Below are 16067 nucleotides of genomic sequence, written 5' to 3'. Positions count from 1 at the left end.
CGCGACGGGCGGGCCCAACAGCCCCCTCCCACCCACGCCCACGCCCACCCCCACACCCACCCCCACGCCCACCCACACCCACACCCACACCCACGCCCACCCGCGCCCGCGCCCGCGCCCGCGCCAAGATCCGAGCAACTTCCCGGATGTTGCTGCTTCCGGCACGCGAGAGACAGCAACATCCCTGATCTTGCGCGGATCTTGACGACGACCACCCGCACGGGAAGCGGAAGCGGGGTGTGGATTGCCGGCAACGGTCAAGATCGCGCTCGAACCAGGTTGTAGTGGCCTCACCGCCATGCCGATACCACTACTTCCTGGTTCGAGCACGATCTTGCGGCGAACGCCAGCGGCCCGGGTCCGGGCCCCAGCGCCGGGGCACCGCAGACACCGCCCGGGCACCCGCAGGCACCGCGGGCACCACCCCGGCACCGCAGGCACCACACCCCGGCACCGCGGGCACCACCCCGGCACCGCAGCCACCGCCGAGGCACCGCGCCACCCCGGCACCGCGGCACCGCGGGCACCGCAGCCACCGCCGAGGCACCGCGCCACCCAGGCACCGCAGGCACCGCCCAGGGCACTGGGGCGCCGTGCGGGCGTTGGGCGCAGCTGCGGGCGTCCTTGCCTGCAGCAGACGCGGATGCTGTTCATTCAGGCCTTTCGGGCTCGCATCTGCGAGCGCTAGGGTGAGCCGGTGACGACGTACCGGATCGGGGAGGCGGCCGATCTGCTCGGCGTGAGCGCCGACACGATTCGCCGTTGGGTGGACGCCGGGCGGCTGACAGCCGGGCGCGACGAGCACGGTCACCGGGTGATCGACGGCGTCGACCTGGCGGCGTTCGCCCGCGCTCAGGCCGCCGACCCGGACGCGGGTGCCGAACTCTCCTCGGCCCGCAACCGGCTGCGCGGCATCGTCGTCGACGTCCGGAAGGACACGGTGATGGCCCAGGTCGACATCCAGGCCGGCCCGTTCCGGGTCGTGTCGCTGATGAGCCGGGAGGCCGTCGACGAGCTCGACCTGCGGGTCGGGTCGGTGGCCGTCGCGGTGATCAAGTCGACCACGGTGGTGGTGGAGCGGGCCGCACCCGCCGCCACAAGGGGAAGGTCGGGCGGGTGAACGCGCGCAGAAGGCGCACAGTGGTGGCCGTACTGGTGGCGGCCGGCCTGGCGCTGGCCGGGTGCGGCGCGGGCGACGACGGGGCGGCCGGCGGCAGCGGGGACGGCCGGGTCACCGGCGCGGTGACCGTGTTCGCGGCGGCCTCGCTGACCGAGTCGTTCACCCGCCTCGGAAAGGACTTCGAGACCGCCAACCCTGGCAGCAGGGTAAACCTCAACTTCGCCGGCAGCTCCGCCCTGGCCAACCAGATCAACCAGGGCGCGCCGGCGGACGTGTTCGCCTCGGCCGCGCCGGCGAACATGACCACGGTCACCGAGGCGGGCAACGCCGACGGCACACCGAGCACCTTCGCCCGCAACCAGTTGGTCATTGCGGTGCCCGCGGGCAACCCGAGGCGGGTGGCCGGCCTGACCGACCTGACCAGGCCCGGTGTCAAGGTGGCGCTCTGCGCCGGTCAGGTGCCCTGCGGAGCGGCGGCCCGCACCGCCCTGGACGCGGCGGGCGTCGCGCTGACGCCGGTCACCCTGGAGCAGGACGTCAAGGGCGCCCTCGCCAAGGTGAAGCTGGGCGAGGTCGACGCCGCGTTGGTCTACCGCACGGACGCGCGGGCGGCGAGCGCCGACGTGACCGGGGTGGAGTTTCCCGAGTCGGCGCGGGCGGTCAACGACTACCCGATCGTCGCGTTGAAGGACGCGCCGAATCCGGTCGGCGCACGGGCCTTCGTCGCGTACGTCCGCTCGGCGCCGGCGCAGGCGGTCCTCGCCGAGGCGGGGTTCCAGGCTCCGTGAGGCAGCAGGTCCGGGACGACAACGCAGGCGAGCGCGAGGACAACACGCGCGAGCGCCGGGCCACGCGCCGACGGCGGGGGCGGGTGCCGGCGGCGTTGCTGATCCCCGCCGGGTTGGGGCTGCTCTTCCTCGTGCTGCCGTTGGCCGGGCTGGTGGTCCGGGCGCCGTGGAGCACCCTGCCGCAGCGGCTCACCGAGCCGGGCGCGTTGACCGCTCTGCGGCTGTCGGTGCAGACCGCCACCCTGGCCACCGCGCTCTGCCTGCTGCTCGGGGTGCCGCTCGCCTGGGTGCTGGCGCGGGTCGAGTTCCCCGGCCGTCGGCTGGTACGCGCGCTGGTCACCGTGCCGCTGGTGCTGCCGCCGGTGGTCGGTGGGGTGGCGCTGTTGCTGGTCTTCGGCCGGCGTGGCCTGCTCGGCGGCTGGCTCGACGCCACGTTCGGCATCACCCTGCCGTTCACCACCGCGGGTGTCGTGCTGGCCGAGTCGTTCGTGGCCATGCCGTTCCTGGTGATCGCCGTGGAGGGTGCGCTACGGGCCGCCGACCACCGTTACGAGGAGGCCGCGGCGACGTTGGGCGCCAGCCGGTGGACCACGTTCACCCACGTCACGCTGCCGCTGGTGGCGCCCGGTCTGGCCGCCGGGGCGGTGCTCTGCTGGGCGCGGGCGCTCGGCGAGTTCGGGGCCACCATCACCTTCGCCGGCAACTACCCCGGTCGGACGCAGACCATGCCGCTCGCCGTCTATCTGGCGTTGGAGACCGACCTGGAGTCGGCGATCGTGCTCAGCCTGGTGCTGCTCGTCGTGTCGGTGGGCATCCTGGTCGCGTTGCGGGATCGCTGGATGAGCACCGCATGAACGGTCGACTTCTCGACGCCCGGCTCGTCGTCGACCGGGGGGCCTTCCGGCTCGACGTGCCGTTGCGGGTCGCGCCGGGCGAGGTGGTGGCGTTGCTGGGCCCCAACGGCGCTGGCAAGACCACCGCGCTGCGGGCGCTGGCCGGGCTGCATCCCCTCACCGACGGGCACGTCACCCTCGACGGCGTCGACCTGGACCGCCCGGCCACCCGGGGTTGGGTGCCCACCGAACGCCGGTCGATCGGCGTGGTCTTCCAGGACTACCTGCTCTTTCCGCACCTCAGCGCACTGGACAACGTGGCCTTCGGGCCGCGGCGGCACGGCGTCGAGCGGCGGGCCGCCCGCGCGACGGCCCGGGAGTGGCTGGGTCGGGTGGGGCTCGACGCGCAGGCGCAGCGCCGGCCCCGGCAGCTCTCCGGTGGTCAGGCGCAGCGGGTGGCGCTGGCCCGTGCGCTGGCCGTGGCACCGTCGTTGCTGCTGTTGGACGAGCCCCTCGCCGCGCTGGACGCGCGCACCCGGCTGGACACCCGGGCGGAGCTGCACCGACACCTGTCCGCCCACGCTGGCGCGACGGTGCTGGTCACCCACGACCCGCTGGACGCGCTGGCGCTGGCCGACCGGCTGGTCATCGTGGAGGGGGGCCGGGTGGTGCAGGAGGGCGACGGGCCGAGCGTCACCGCCCGCCCGCGCACCGATTACGTCGCCCGGCTGGTCGGGCTGAACCTGTACCGGGGCCGCGCCGAGGGGCACGGGGTGCGGGTTTCGCCGGAACTGACCCTCACGGTCGCCGACCGGTTGGACGGCGAAGCGTTCGTGGCGTTCCGTCCGGCCGCGGTGGCTCTGCACCCGGCCCGGCCGGAGGGCAGCCCGCGCAACACCTGGGCGGGCACCGTGGCCGGCGTCCAACGCCACGGCGACAACGTGCGGGTGCAACTGGACGGGCCGATCGGGGTGGCCGCTGACGTCACACCGGCCGCCGCCGCCCAGCTGCGGCTGATTCCCGGTCAACGGGTCTGGGCGGCGGTCAAGGCGACCGAGACCCACGCTTACCCCGCGACCGGCTGACCCGCGTCAGCTCGGGCGCCGACCCGGCACGACCATCGGAGAAGCGGCACGGCCGACACGCGCGCGGAGGCGACCTGCGCTGGCCTGGGGCGTGCACGACCCACTGACGGGCGGCACCGGACCGACGCGTGAGCGCGACCGATCAGCCGGCGAGCAGATCGGCGTGTGCGGCGCGCAGCCGGGCCAGCGTCGGGTCGCTGGCCGGCACGACCCGACGATCCAGCTCGGCCCACGCCTCGGCCAGCGCCGCGCGGACCGCGCCCAGCTCGGCGGCGTGCCGCTGACTGCTGCGTCGGTGCTGCTCCTCGAGGCGACGGGCCCAGCCGGCGGTGACAGTGGCGAGCCGGTCGGCGTCGGCGCGGGCCTGCGCGCCACTGCGGGCGGCTGCGGCGGGGACGATCGCGGCGACCGGTCGGGGATCGCCGTCGCGGGTGACGACGGTGACCGCGTCGGTCAGCTCGGCCAGCGCGACGAGCTGGCTGAACCGGGTGCGCGCCTCACGCAGCGGCACGGAACGCGGCGGGTCGGAATGAGGGGTGAGCGCGGGGACGGCCATGGATGCATGGTGCCGCGCAGGTATGACAACTATTCGTCGTCGTCAGTGGACGGTGTGTGGTGCGGCGGGCCACTCGTCGGCCAGCACCGACCAGACCTCAAGGTCGATCCGACCGTGCGGACCGGGGCTGACCTGGCGCAACGTGCCGTCCAGGCGCAGCCCGAGCCGGTTGGCGAGGGCCTTGCTGCGGGTGTTGTCGGCGGTGGTACGCCACTCCACCCGTTGGATGCCGCGCTCACGTACCGCCCAGTCGACGATCCGGCGGACCGCCGGGGCGACCAGACCCCTGCCCTGCGCCGCCGGCTCCACCCAGCAACCGACCTCGCAGACGCCCCGGGTCACGTCGAACGACACGAACATGACCCCGCCGACGAGCGTGCCCCGCCACCACAGCCCCCAGATGCCGCCGCTGTCGCTGGCCCACCGGTCGGCGTACCGCTGCAACACCGCCCGCGCCGAGGGCAGGTCGGTGGCGACGAAGGACGGCGACACCCAGGGCTGGATGTGCTCGCGGGCCCGGTCCAGGTGGGCGAGGAACTCCTCGGCCCGCCACGGCTCCAGCGGGCGCAGCTCGACGTCCTCGGTCAGCGGCAGGGCGAACACCGGGCCTCCACGGATGGCGGGCGGGCAACGACGGTTAGCAGGCTCGCACAGTCGTCGGTCCGGCCCGTGCCGGGGTGCCGGGCGATCAGATGATCATGTGGGTCCAGTAGCTGAGCCAGAGCACGAACAGCACGCCCTGCACCACGGCGAGCGCCGCGGTCAGCCACACGTCGACGGCGGTGTGCCGGGCCCAGCGGGCCAGCACCAGCGCCACCGGGAAGGCGGCGAGCAGGTAGCGCAGCAGGCTCTTGTACACCGGCGGGCCCATCGACAACGGCACCAGCACAATGAGGACGCCGTACACCAGGTAGGGCAGTTCCCGGCGGCGGAACCCGGCGGCCAGCACGGCCAGGACGGCCACGGCGAACCACACCCGGGCGGCGTCGTGCGGCTCCCCGGCCAGCCCGTTCAACAGCACCGGAACCGGGTTCTGCACCTCGATGCCCCACCCGATCCGCTGGGCGTGCTGGTAGGCGAACCAGTCCCCACCCCGCCACCGGCAGTACGCCATGAAGGTGAACCACCCGGCGGGCAGCAGCAGCAACGGCCAGCCGATCCGGAGGTACCCGAGCAGGGCGCGCGGGCCGAGCCGCCAGTCGTGCTGCCGGAGCAGCACCAGGGCCAGCGGCAGCGCCACCAGCAGGCCGACGGAGCGGCTCATCGCCAGGAAGTAACCGAGCACGCCGACCAGCAGCCACCGGCGTCGCTCGGCGTAGTAGAAGGCGGCCAACGCGAGGCAGACGAAGAGCGACTCGGTCAGCGCGGCCTGGAACAGGAACGCGGTCGGCAGCAGCACCAGATACCTGGTGAACCGGCGGGCCGCCTGCGCGTCGCCGAGCAGCAGCTCGGCCAACCGGTGGCCGTACCAGAGCGCCAGCAGGAACGCGACGTTGCTGATCAGCAACAGGGCGAGGGCGTTGTCGCCGCCGAGAAGCGCGCCGACCGGCCGGGCCAGGAACGGGTACAGCAGGGGGAAGCCGAAGTCTCGCCACGGCCCGCTCAGGGGCAGGGTGCTCAACCGCAGGTAGAGCAGGGAGTCCCAGGCGAACCAGAAGGAGATCCACCGGTGCCCGGAGATCTCCCGCTGTTGCGCCCACATCAACGTTTCATCTGCCGGTGGGGCCCCGGGGACGCCGTCCCAGGCGTGCAGGACCAGAAGCCCGAGCACTGTGAGCAGCAGCTTCGCGCCGAGGAACAGGCCGATGACGTACGGCCAGGGCGCCGGCACCCGGCGGGCCAGGCGCGCTCCGGCGCGGCCTGCCGCGACCGCCCGGGCGGCCAGCGCCGCCGCGCCGTTGCGCCACCGGTCCATCTGCCCCGCTCCCCCGCTCCCCCGGTCCGCCGGTCCGCCGGCCGCGCGGGGAGTCGTTCTTCTCGTGGTACGCCGCAGCGCGCCCCGCCGAAGCGAGGACCAGCTGCCACTAAGTGTGACATTCTGCGCAGAACGGGTAGACGCCGCGCCTCAACCATGGCGATGAGCAGGGAGCACGCCAGCATGAGCGAGCAGAACGGCACGGTGGTCATCGGTGCGGGGCCGGCCGGGCTCACCGCCGCGTACGAGCTGCTTCGGCACGGCCGGTCGGTAAAGGTGTTCGAGGCCGACGAGGTGGTCGGCGGAATCAGTCGCACCGTGGAGCGCGACGGGTGGCGGTTCGACATCGGCGGGCACCGGTTCTTCACGAAGGTGCCCCGGGTGGAGGCGTTCTGGCACGAGATCCTGCCGGACGAGGACTTCCTGACCCGGCCCCGGATGAGCCGCATCTTCTACCGGGGCGCCCTGTTCAACTACCCGCTCAGCGCCGTGAACGCGCTGCGCAACCTGGGCCTGCCGGAGGCCGCCCGTTGTCTCGGCTCGTACGCCCGTGCCCGGCTGCGGCCACCACGGGACCAGTCACACTTCGAGGGCTGGGTGTCGGCCCGGTTCGGTTGGCGGCTGTACTCGATCTTCTTCAAGACGTACACCGAGAAGGTCTGGGGTATGCCGGCGGACCGGTTGCAGGCCGACTGGGCGGCGCAGCGGATCAAGAACCTGTCGCTGGCCACGGCGATCCGCAACGCGCTGCTGCCCCGTCGTAAACGCACCGACGTGACCAGCCTGATCGAGCAGTTCCAGTACCCGAAGTACGGGCCCGGGATGATGTGGGAGCGCTGCGCCGAGCAGGTCCGCGAACGGGGCGGGCAGATCTCCACCGGCAGCTGGGTCACCGCCGTGCACCGCGACCCGGCCCGCCGCCGGGCGATCAGCGTGACGGTCAACGGCGTGGGCGGGCAGCGCACCGAGGCGGCCGATCACGTGATCTCGTCCATGCCGATCTCGGAGCTGGTGGAGGCGCTACACCCGCCGGCGCCGCCGGAGGTGCGGGCCTGCGCGGCCGACCTGCGTTACCGCGACTTCCTGACGGTCGCCCTGGTCGTGCCGGCGGAGTTCTCGTTCCCGGACAACTGGATCTACGTGCACGATCCGGGGGTGCGGGTGGGCCGGATCCAGAACTTCGGCTCCTGGTCGCCGTACCTCGTCAAGGACGGCCGCACCTGCCTGGGCCTGGAGTACTTCGTGTTCGAGGACGACGAGATGTGGCGTACCCCCGATGCCGACCTGGTGGCCCTCGCCACCGCGGAGCTGGAACGGCTGGGGTTGGTTCGACCCGGCGTGGTGGAGGCCGGCTACGTCGTGCGGATGCCCAAGGCCTACCCGGTGTACGACGAGCGCTACCAGCACAACGTGGACGTGATCCGGGCCTGGTTGACCGAGGCGGTGCCGAACGTGCACCCGGTGGGCCGCAACGGCATGCACCGCTACAACAACCAGGACCACTCGATGCTGACCGCAATGCTCACCGCCGAGAACATCGCCACTGGGAGTACGCACGACGTGTGGTCGGTCAACGTGGAGCGGGACTACCACGAGGAATCGTCCGGCGGCGACGGCCGGCGGGGCACCGGCCGGGACGCGCCGGTGCTGCCCAGCCGGATCATTCCCCCGCCCGAGGGCGTCGGCGCCAGCGGCCAGGGCGACCGGCCCGCCCAACTGCCGCTGGGTTGAGCAGACCGGCCGGCGCGGAGGACCCGGGGTAGCCCTCGCGCCATCCCACGGCAGCCGTCAGACGCCACCACCGAACGTCCTGGTGCGATGTCGATACTCGGCGACCGCCGCAGCCAGTTCGTCCGATCCGAAGTCCGGCCATAAGGTGGGCGTAAAAAGTAGCTCGGAATACGCACACCGCCAAAGCATGAAGTTGGACAGCCGCTGCTCGCCGGAGGTGCGCACTAACAGGTCGACGTCGGGCAGCTCGCCACTCCAGAGGGTCGAGGCGAATTCCACCCCCTCCCCGAGCGGCCCACCGGCCAGCGCCCGTCGAACCCCATCCAATATTTCGGCGCGCCCGCCGTAGTTGAAAGCGAGGGTGACGGTCAGACGCGGATCCGCTGTCCAGGTTCGCGCTTCGACCTCCTCCATCCAGTCCCGGCACCGCGCCGGTATCCGCGTGTCGTCGCGCGAACCGATGAACCGCACGGACACCTCGGAACTAACACAATCGGCTACTAGCTGCGGCCTCATTAGCCACTGGTCCGGCGCCATGAGATACCGGACCTCGGCGGCTGGACGGGTCCAGTTCTCCGTCGAGAAGGCGTACAGGGTCAGCCATCGCACACCCAGGTCAGGTGCCGCACTGACGCACTCCGCGATTGAGTGCGAAACCCGCTCGTGTCCCTTGTGGCTTGGCAGCGATCTTGACCTGGCCCAGCGGCGATTGCCGTCCATGATAATCGCCACATGCAGACCCGCGCCTTCGTCATACCTCATCGGGCCCATCACCCGTCCACCCAGGAGCGTGCCAGCAGGAGGCCCAGAATCGTCTTGGCGTCCACGAGCGACCCATCCCGTACCAGGCTCTCGACGTCGTCGAGGCCGACAAGCCGGACGTTTGTGGGAAAATCCTGACCTGGATCAGCGCCGCCCTGTTCGAAGTCGTCTGTTACAAACACCTCGGTCAACCCGTCGCAGAAACACGGTGCGTTAAAGAATTGGGTAAGGGGTGCCAAGCGACCGGCACGGAGCCCTGTCTCCTCGCGTAGCTCACGCCGTGCCGTCTCGATCGCACTCTCGGCACCGTCGGGCCGACCCGCCGGCAGCTCGAGGGTGACCCGTTCGATTGCTGGTCGGTACTGTTGAACGCACAGGGCGGAGCGGCCGATTAGTGCGACAACAGCGGAACCGCCTGGATGACGAACAACGTGCCGGACGAACCGGCGGCCATCACTTTCGCTCACCGTGCACGTCTCCTCCACCGAGAAGAATGCCGGACCATGATAGGGGCGGGACGACGTACGGTAGTCTTCGGGCATCGGAGCCAATCCTCACTTCGAGTTGGTCACATAGGTCGCGGCCACAACAATCGACCGCTTTTTTGCGTCAATAGCCAGAGATAGATGAGCCAGCTTGTTTTCCCGACAAGCTGAACCGGCGCTCGGTGGATCGACGCGAAGCACCCGCTTCGCGAGGCGATGAGCAAGCAGGCGGACAAGAAGCGTGGCTCCACCTCTCACCGCCAGCCAGGAAACGAATCCGCCAGCGAAGATTGTTTCTGGGAATCCCACTTCGAGCAGAACGGCGACACAGAAACCAAAGAGCGAAGTCCCCAAGAACCACCTTGCCGCCATGAATACCTCCCGGTCGGAATCTACCGACACAAGAATGATGCCAAGGCGATGCGACGTCGCGTATATTGCATGGCGAAGCACGGCCCGTGCATGTTCTTGACAAATAGAAGTCGATCGTGTATCTAGGTCGGGTGATGATGGCAACCTCGGGACGCCGCCTCCTGCCGATGCAATCACCGCGCACGGGGGTCGAGACCTTCGCTTGGCTGATTCGCGCGATTCGCGCTTATCACCCATCTCCTGACATTCGAGATACTGCCACCTTCGCGCGGAGGTTAGCCACCTGCGGCACCGATCTTCGTCCGACCACCATCAACCGCCTTGAAAACGCCGAGCTGAGCTTCACGATCGAGCGCTGCCTGTCTTACGAAGAGGCATTACAGCTCGCTCCGTATGACCTTGTCGATCCGTTTCTTTACCTCACCCGCATCGGCGGCGCGACTCCTGGAACCGCGTTAGCCAAACTCGGCGAGGCTTCTCATGTGGAACTCGAACTGCTGTGGCGGCTTGGTCGTGGAGAGAAAATAGCGCCTTACGAGTGGATCCGGCTCGCCTATCTCTACCGGAACAGGCGCGATCTTTTCACGGGCAGCGAGCGCATGCGGGAAGCCTTTTTCGGCAGGTTGATGGAGGACGCGGGTCGCTGCTACGAGAAAGACCTCCGACTGATCCGCGAGGCGCTCATCGTCGTAGGAGACGACGTGTCCGGAGATGTCGCGACGTACTGTCGCGACGATCCACTCCACTACTTCAACACCACAGAGGCGCTGGGCTTTATGGACGGCGAGCAGTCCTGGTCGACCCTGCTCAGCCTCGGCGACACACTCGACGACGGTGTTCTTGCCGGCACCATCATCGAACCCGTCATCCGCCGCTTCCGCGCGCTGAACGAGTCGAACGATGTGGCCCCGTCGACGGTCGGGGCGATAACCGAATATTCCGCCGCCGCACTGTGCCGGACCGATGTCCTCTACACCGCACGGGAAGAGGCTCTGGTTTGGGCTTCCCAACCGAACGTTCAACTGACGGTTCGTGCCCGGCATGCCATCGCGGACCTCCGCGAGGACGTCGCACAGTTGCGACTCAAACCGGCAACGTTCGAGCCGGACTCGTTCCTCGGCACGCTGCTCGGCGAGTTCGCGGATCTCCTGGAGGCTGATGAACTGATCCCTGCCGGACTGCCGCCGCGAGTACCAGGATTGGGTCAGGTGCTGGGTCGCGGCATCTTCTCTCAGGCGCGCGTCAGTCGATTGGCAATCGGGTTGCTACTGCGCTCATGGCACCTCACCGATCCTCTCACCGACGCGCTGGGCCGGGCGCTACACCGAGTCAGCCCAACTGATTACGGCGTGCAACGAGCGATCGTTCGCATGATGGTAAAACTCGGGTCCGCCCGCCGGCACCCATACTTCTCGACCTTTGGTCGCACCCCCAAGAGGGAGGACGGGGTCAGGCTGGTCGCGGCCTGGGCTCTGGGCGAGGGAGAGGATCCTGCCGACCAGACGATTCTGGCGAAGCTGTACGGCGACGCCACAACAAGGGACACGAAGCGTGTCATCGTGACCGCCGCCGAACGCAGAGTGTTCGTGGATCTGTTAGCGACGCTCAGCCACGATCCCGACTCTGTCGTCTCCGGGGAGGCCGAGCGGGCAATGCGGCGGCTCGGCGCATTGAAGACGCACCGCACCGAGGGCCCACCAGCCGCTGGGGCCTAGCCTCAGCGCGGTCATCGCGCTCGGTCGAGCCGCGTCACCCGCTGCCGGGCGAACGACGACCTCGACCTCTTTCCGGCCGATCAGTGTGGCGGGGATCTTGCCGATGTCGTAGGAATCGGTAAGCCGCCGGTCCGGGCTGTGCCGCAGGTCCGGCTCCGGGCTGGCCGGCCCCGCGTCTCGGATAGACGCGTCGACCCGGGACGGTCGCCGACCCCCAGACGAGGCCAGGGTCAGGAGCTTCTCGTCTAGGCTTCCCGCATCCGGGCTCGGAGGACGTCGAATTCGCACCCGGGCGCGTCCGGGTCGAAGCCGTGCGCGATCAGCCAGCGCGATGCCACCAGGCTGCGCAGCGACCACCAAGCGCGGATTACGTCCCGGTCCATGTCGGCCCCGTAGCCGGCGAGCAGGTCGTGCAGCCGCTCCTCGTGCCCGAGCGTCAGGATGGCGAGGTCGAACATGGCGTCGCCGGGGGCTGCCTCGGACCAGTCGATGACACCGGTGACCCGGTCGTCGTCGACGAAAACGTGCGTGATCTGCAGGTCGCCGTGGATGAACACCGGCGTCCACGGCCGGAGCGCGGCCTCGGCGATCTCCCGGTTGCGGCGGACCACCTCGGCGGGCAGCACCGCGGTGGCGAGCAGCCACGCGCACTCGCTGTCCAGCTCCGCCATCAGGTCGTCGAGCCGGCGCCCCGGCCAGGGCGGCAGCGGCGCGTCGTGCAGCGTCCGGACGGCGACGCGGGCGACGCGGGCGACGCGGGCGACGCGGGCGACGCGGGCGACGGTTCGCCGAGGAGACCGAGCGCCGCGCCGGGCACGGCGGCGATCGCGAGTACGGGCGGCTCGTACCAGCGGATCGCCGGCGTGGGTATCGGCGCCAGGGCCATCGCCCGCACCTCGACGGCGGCGTGGGCCGGATCGCCGTCGACCTTCAGGAACACGTCGCCGAACCGCAGAGTCGCACGCTGACAGTGGGCGACGACGACCTCGACCTCTTCCATACCGACCAGCCTGGCAATGATGTGGGCCGATGTCATCGGATTTTGTCGGCAGCGGCAGGAAAACGCTTGCCAGTACGCTATTGACGGTCGTCACTGGCTGTCAGTACCGTGATGCGGGCAGCGAGAAAGCGCTTTCCGACCCTCGCCGTCCGACAGGGAGCGCCCCCATGCCCCGACACCTCCGTGCGTTCTGCCTGATCCTGCTCGCCATCGCCACCGTGGTGAGCACCACCACCGCCCTGCCCGCCGAGGCCGCACCACGCTTCCGGGTGTTGGTCTTCTCCAAGATCACCAACTTCTACCACGACTCGATCCCGGCCGGCATCGCCGCGATCCAGCAGCTCGGCGCCACTCACAACTTCGAGGTCGTCGCCACCACGGACGCGGCGGCGTTCACCGACGCCAACCTCGCCACCTTCGACGCTCTGGTCTTCAACAACACCAACTCCCTCCCCACCTCGGGTGACCTGCTCAACGCCAGCCAGCGGGCCGCGTTGCAGACGTTCATCCGCAACGGCGGTGGTTGGGCCGGCCTGCACGCCGCGTCGGCCAGCGAACGCGACTGGCAGTGGTACGAGGGCCTGGTCGGCACGATCTTCGACTACCACCCTGACTTCTCGTCCACCGGCGGCACCTTCCCCGGCCGGGTCAAGGTGCTCGACCGGGCGCACCCGTCGACGCGCAACCTGCCGGAGCTCTGGGAGCAGAGCGAGGAGTGGTACAACTGGCGGACCAACCCGACCGGCAACGTGCACACCCTCGCGCAGATCAAGGTGCGCGACGGGATCAACGGCCTGGACGAGGGCGTCGACCACGCGTACTCCTGGTGTCAGCGCTACGACGGCGGCCGGTCCTGGTTCACCGCCGGCGGCCACGCCAGCTCCCAGTTCAGCAGCCCGACCTTCCTGGAGCACCTGCGCTACGGCATCGAGTGGGCGGCCGGCGCGGTCGCCGGTGACTGCTCCGCCACCACGACCAGCAACTTCGAACGAGTGGGCCTGGTCACCGAGAACCTGGCCGACCCCTTCGAGCTGGCCGTCGCCCCGGACCGGAAGGTCTACTACATCCAGCGCACCGGCGCGCTGAAGGTGGTCAACTCCGACACCCTCCAGGTCACCACCCTGCTGGACTTCGCCTACACCCCGGCGATGACCGACCAGTCCGATGGGCTGCTCGGCATGACCCTGGACCGCAACTTCGCCAGCAACGGCTGGATCTACCTGCTCTGGTCGGACAAGACCCTCAAACAGCTCAACCTGTCCCGGTTCACGGTCGCCAACAACAGCGTCGCGCTCTCCTCGGAGAAACGCCTGCTGGCCGTCCCCACCTACCGGGGTGAGGGCCGGGCCAACTCGCACATGGGCGGGTCCCTCGCGATGGACGCGGCCGGGCGGCTCTACGCGGCGATCGGCGACAACACCGACCCGTTCGCCTCCAGCGGCTACACCCCGGTCGACGAACGCGCCGGCCGCGCCGCCTGGGATGCCCAGGGCACCGCCGGCAACACCAACGACCTGCGCGGCAAGATCCTGCGGATCACCCCACAATCCGACGGTACGTACACAGTGCCCAGCGGCAACCTCTTCCCGGCCGGCACCGCGAAGACCCGGCCGGAGATCTACGCGATGGGCATGCGCAACCCGTTCCGGATCACCATCGAGCCGCAGACCAACGCGGTGCTGGTGGCCGACTACGGCCCGGACGCCCGCGCCGCCGACCCCAACCGTGGTCCGGAGGGGACCGTCGAGTTCAACCGGATCACCAGCGCCGGCAACTTCGGGTGGCCGTACTGCGTGGGCAACAACATCCCGTTCAACGACTACAACTTCGCCACCAACACCTCCGGGGCGAAGTTCAACTGCGCCGCGCCGGTGAACAACTCGCCCAACAACACCGGCCTGACCACCCTGCCGGCGGCGAAGTCCGCGCTGGTCTGGTACGCGTACTCGGCCTCCGCCCAGTTCCCCGAGCTGGGCACCGGCGGCGGCGGGCCGATGAGCGGTCCGGTCTACGACTACGACCCGGCCAACACCCGCACGACGAAGTTCCCCGAGTACTTCGAGGGCAAGTGGATCACCTTTGAGCTGACCCGCAGGTGGTTCAAGACGCTCTCGATCCACAAGACGGCGCAGACCTTCAGCAACGCGCGCTTCGGCCCGACCGCCGTGGGTGACCTTCAGTCGATCAACGGGATCTTCGACACCATGAGCTGGATCCAGCCCTTCGAGGCGGAGTTCGGCCCGGACGGTTCGCTCTACGTCATCGACTTCGGCGAGGGCACCGGCAGCGGTCGCGGCGGCAGCAACGCCGGCGCGGGCATCTACCGCATCGACTACGTCGCCAACGGGCGGCCACCGACCGCGAAGATGACCGCCACCCCGGACAGCGGACGCACACCGCTCGCCGTGACGTTCTCCTCGGCCGGGTCGACCGCCGGCGACGGATCGGCGCTCAGCTACGCCTGGGACTTCACCAACGACGGCAGCACCGACTCCACCGCCGCGAACCCGAGCTTCACCTACTCGACGGCCGGGAAGCACACCGCCCGGCTGACCGTCCGCAACAGCGGCAACGGGTTGACCGCCAGCGCGGTCACCGACGTGGTGGTCGGCAACACCCGACCGACGGTGACCATCACCGTGCCCGACGGCGGGTTCTTCGACTTCGGCGACAAGATCCCGTACACGGTGACGGTCACCGACCCGGAGGACACCACCATCGACTGCGCCAAGGTGACAGTGCAGACGCAGCTCGGCCACGACCAGCACGCCCACCCGTTGGACGTCTACACCGGCTGCTCGGGGCTGCTCGCCACCGAGGCGGACGCCGGTGACGGGCACGGGCCGGGGCAGAACCTCTACACCCTGATCACCGCGCAGTACACCGACGGCGGCGCGGCCGGCGGCGTACCGGCGCTGACCGGCTCCACCCGGGTCCAGTTGCAGCCCAAAAGCAAGGAGGCCGAGCACTTCAGCGCCCAGTCCGGCGTCACGGTCAACGACCGGGCCACCGCCCGCGCCGGCAAGCGGCTCGGCGAGGTCGACCACAACGACTGGGTGGCGTTCGGGCCGGCGGACCTGCGCAACATCGGGTCGGTGACGCTGGGGGTGACCAACGGTGGCCTCGGCGGCACCATCGAACTGCGGACCGGCTCGCCCACCGGCACGCTGATCGGCACCGCCGCCATCGGCTCGACCGGCGGGTGGGACAACCTGGTCTCCCCCACCGTCACGCTGACCAACAAACCGACCGGCACCACCACCCTGTACGCGAAGTTCGTCAACGCCGCCCAGGTGGGTGGCACCCCGGACCTGCTCGCACTGGACTGGCTTCGGTTCAACGGCGCCGGGGTCAAGCAGGAACCGGGCGGGACGCTGTCCCTGGCGGCGAACCCGGCCAGCGGCAGCGGAACGTTGACCACCACGCTGACGGCCACCGCCACGGCGCCCTCCGGGCAGAGCATCACGGACTACGCGTGGGACTTCGGCGACAACAGCGCCATCACGCACGGGGCGACGCTGCGGTCGATCGCCCACAGCTACCCCCGCAAGGGCACCTTCACCGCCCGGGTGACGACCACCTACAGCAGTGGGGAGACCCGCTCGATCAACCTGACCATCACGGTCACCTGACCGTCGTTCGGTGGCGGGCGGGGGGCTCGCCCCCCCCCCCCCCCCCCGCGCGCCCCCGACGACGAGGCGGCCC

The 16067-nt window shown here is 70.1% G+C and carries 15 protein-coding genes; 7 read left to right on the top strand and 8 right to left on the bottom strand.

The window, feature by feature from the left end:
- Nucleotides 1–697: 697 nt before the first annotated feature.
- The 4 genes from ABZU52_RS27925 (at nucleotide 698) to ABZU52_RS27910 (ending at nucleotide 3826) form a co-directional block, all read left to right on the top strand.
- Nucleotides 698–1120: a MerR family DNA-binding transcriptional regulator gene (locus tag ABZU52_RS27925; RefSeq protein WP_354973940.1), complete on the top strand. Its 423-nt coding sequence runs from the start codon at nucleotides 698–700 to the stop codon at nucleotides 1118–1120.
- Entirely contained in the window at nucleotides 1117–1908 is a 792-nt protein-coding gene (gene modA, locus ABZU52_RS27920) for a molybdate ABC transporter substrate-binding protein (RefSeq protein WP_354973939.1), read from the top strand. Before ABZU52_RS27925 ends, modA begins: the two co-directional genes overlap by 4 nt.
- An 83-nt stretch (nucleotides 1909–1991) precedes the next feature.
- Nucleotides 1992–2762 (top strand): ABC transporter permease, encoded by a 771-nt coding sequence (locus ABZU52_RS27915; protein WP_354973942.1) that lies wholly within the window; start codon nucleotides 1992–1994, stop codon nucleotides 2760–2762.
- On the top strand, nucleotides 2759–3826 hold the full coding sequence (locus ABZU52_RS27910) for an ABC transporter ATP-binding protein (RefSeq protein ID WP_354973938.1): 1068 nt from the start codon (nucleotides 2759–2761) through the stop codon (nucleotides 3824–3826). The genes ABZU52_RS27915 and ABZU52_RS27910 overlap by 4 nt, the downstream gene beginning before the upstream one ends.
- Nucleotides 3827–3968: 142 nt before the next feature.
- Here ABZU52_RS27910 and ABZU52_RS27905 read toward each other — a convergent pair whose 3' ends face one another.
- The 3 genes from ABZU52_RS27905 to ABZU52_RS27895 all read right to left on the bottom strand — a co-directional run bounded on the left by ABZU52_RS27905 (nucleotide 3969) and on the right by ABZU52_RS27895 (nucleotide 6297).
- Entirely contained in the window at nucleotides 3969–4382 is a 414-nt protein-coding gene (locus ABZU52_RS27905; protein WP_354973937.1) for a type II toxin-antitoxin system Phd/YefM family antitoxin, read from the bottom strand.
- A 42-nt stretch (nucleotides 4383–4424) separates the two neighbouring features.
- A complete protein-coding gene (locus ABZU52_RS27900; RefSeq protein ID WP_354973936.1) occupies nucleotides 4425–4985 on the bottom strand; it encodes a GNAT family protein in 561 nt (186 codons plus the stop codon).
- Between the two features lie 85 nt (nucleotides 4986–5070).
- Nucleotides 5071–6297 carry a hypothetical protein gene (locus ABZU52_RS27895; protein ID WP_354973935.1) on the bottom strand — a complete coding sequence of 409 codons (1227 nt, stop codon included), beginning with the start codon at nucleotides 6295–6297 and terminating at the stop codon, nucleotides 5071–5073.
- Nucleotides 6298–6480: 183 nt separating this feature from the next.
- On the opposite strand from ABZU52_RS27895, the gene ABZU52_RS27890 reads away from it, so the two are divergent.
- Nucleotides 6481–8028 carry an NAD(P)/FAD-dependent oxidoreductase gene (locus ABZU52_RS27890; protein WP_354973934.1) on the top strand — a complete coding sequence of 516 codons (1548 nt, stop codon included), beginning with the start codon at nucleotides 6481–6483 and terminating at the stop codon, nucleotides 8026–8028.
- A 57-nt stretch (nucleotides 8029–8085) separates the two neighbouring features.
- Here the strand turns inward: ABZU52_RS27890 and uppS are convergent, their stop codons facing one another.
- From uppS to ABZU52_RS27875, 3 genes are read right to left on the bottom strand one after another with little or no spacing between them, the layout of a single operon-like run.
- A complete protein-coding gene (gene uppS / locus ABZU52_RS27885) occupies nucleotides 8086–8790 on the bottom strand; it encodes a polyprenyl diphosphate synthase (protein WP_354973933.1) in 705 nt (234 codons plus the stop codon).
- An 8-nt stretch (nucleotides 8791–8798) separates the two neighbouring features.
- Nucleotides 8799–9332 carry an NUDIX hydrolase gene (locus ABZU52_RS27880; RefSeq protein ID WP_354973932.1) on the bottom strand — a complete coding sequence of 178 codons (534 nt, stop codon included), beginning with the start codon at nucleotides 9330–9332 and terminating at the stop codon, nucleotides 8799–8801.
- Between the two features lie 12 nt (nucleotides 9333–9344).
- The gene (locus ABZU52_RS27875) at nucleotides 9345–9647 is read right to left on the bottom strand and encodes a hypothetical protein (protein ID WP_354973931.1); all 303 of its coding nucleotides are present in this window, start codon (nucleotides 9645–9647) and stop codon (nucleotides 9345–9347) included.
- 131 nt (nucleotides 9648–9778) lie between these two features.
- On the opposite strand from ABZU52_RS27875, the gene ABZU52_RS27870 reads away from it, so the two are divergent.
- A complete protein-coding gene (locus ABZU52_RS27870) occupies nucleotides 9779–11362 on the top strand; it encodes a hypothetical protein (RefSeq protein WP_354973930.1) in 1584 nt (527 codons plus the stop codon).
- A gap of 245 nt (nucleotides 11363–11607) precedes the next feature.
- Here the strand turns inward: ABZU52_RS27870 and ABZU52_RS27865 are convergent, their stop codons facing one another.
- Nucleotides 11608–12084, bottom strand: a complete 477-nt coding sequence (locus ABZU52_RS27865; RefSeq protein ID WP_354973941.1) for a phosphotransferase — start codon at nucleotides 12082–12084, stop codon at nucleotides 11608–11610.
- Nucleotides 12033–12398 carry a hypothetical protein gene (locus tag ABZU52_RS27860; RefSeq protein ID WP_354973943.1) on the bottom strand — a complete coding sequence of 122 codons (366 nt, stop codon included), beginning with the start codon at nucleotides 12396–12398 and terminating at the stop codon, nucleotides 12033–12035. The genes ABZU52_RS27865 and ABZU52_RS27860 overlap by 52 nt, the downstream gene beginning before the upstream one ends.
- 131 nt (nucleotides 12399–12529) lie before the next feature.
- Between ABZU52_RS27860 and ABZU52_RS27855 the strand changes: the two genes are divergently transcribed.
- Complete coding sequence (locus tag ABZU52_RS27855; protein WP_354973929.1) at nucleotides 12530–15994, top strand: ThuA domain-containing protein; 3465 nt, start codon at nucleotides 12530–12532, stop codon at nucleotides 15992–15994.
- Nucleotides 15995–16067: the final 73 nt, after the last annotated feature.

The sequence above is a fragment of the Micromonospora sp. NPDC005220 genome (genome assembly GCF_040607895.1).
In the GTDB taxonomy this organism is placed as follows: domain Bacteria; phylum Actinomycetota; class Actinomycetes; order Mycobacteriales; family Micromonosporaceae; genus Micromonospora.
The sequence above is the reverse complement of the archived record's forward strand: the minus strand, read 5'-3'. Positions and strand labels throughout refer to the sequence as shown.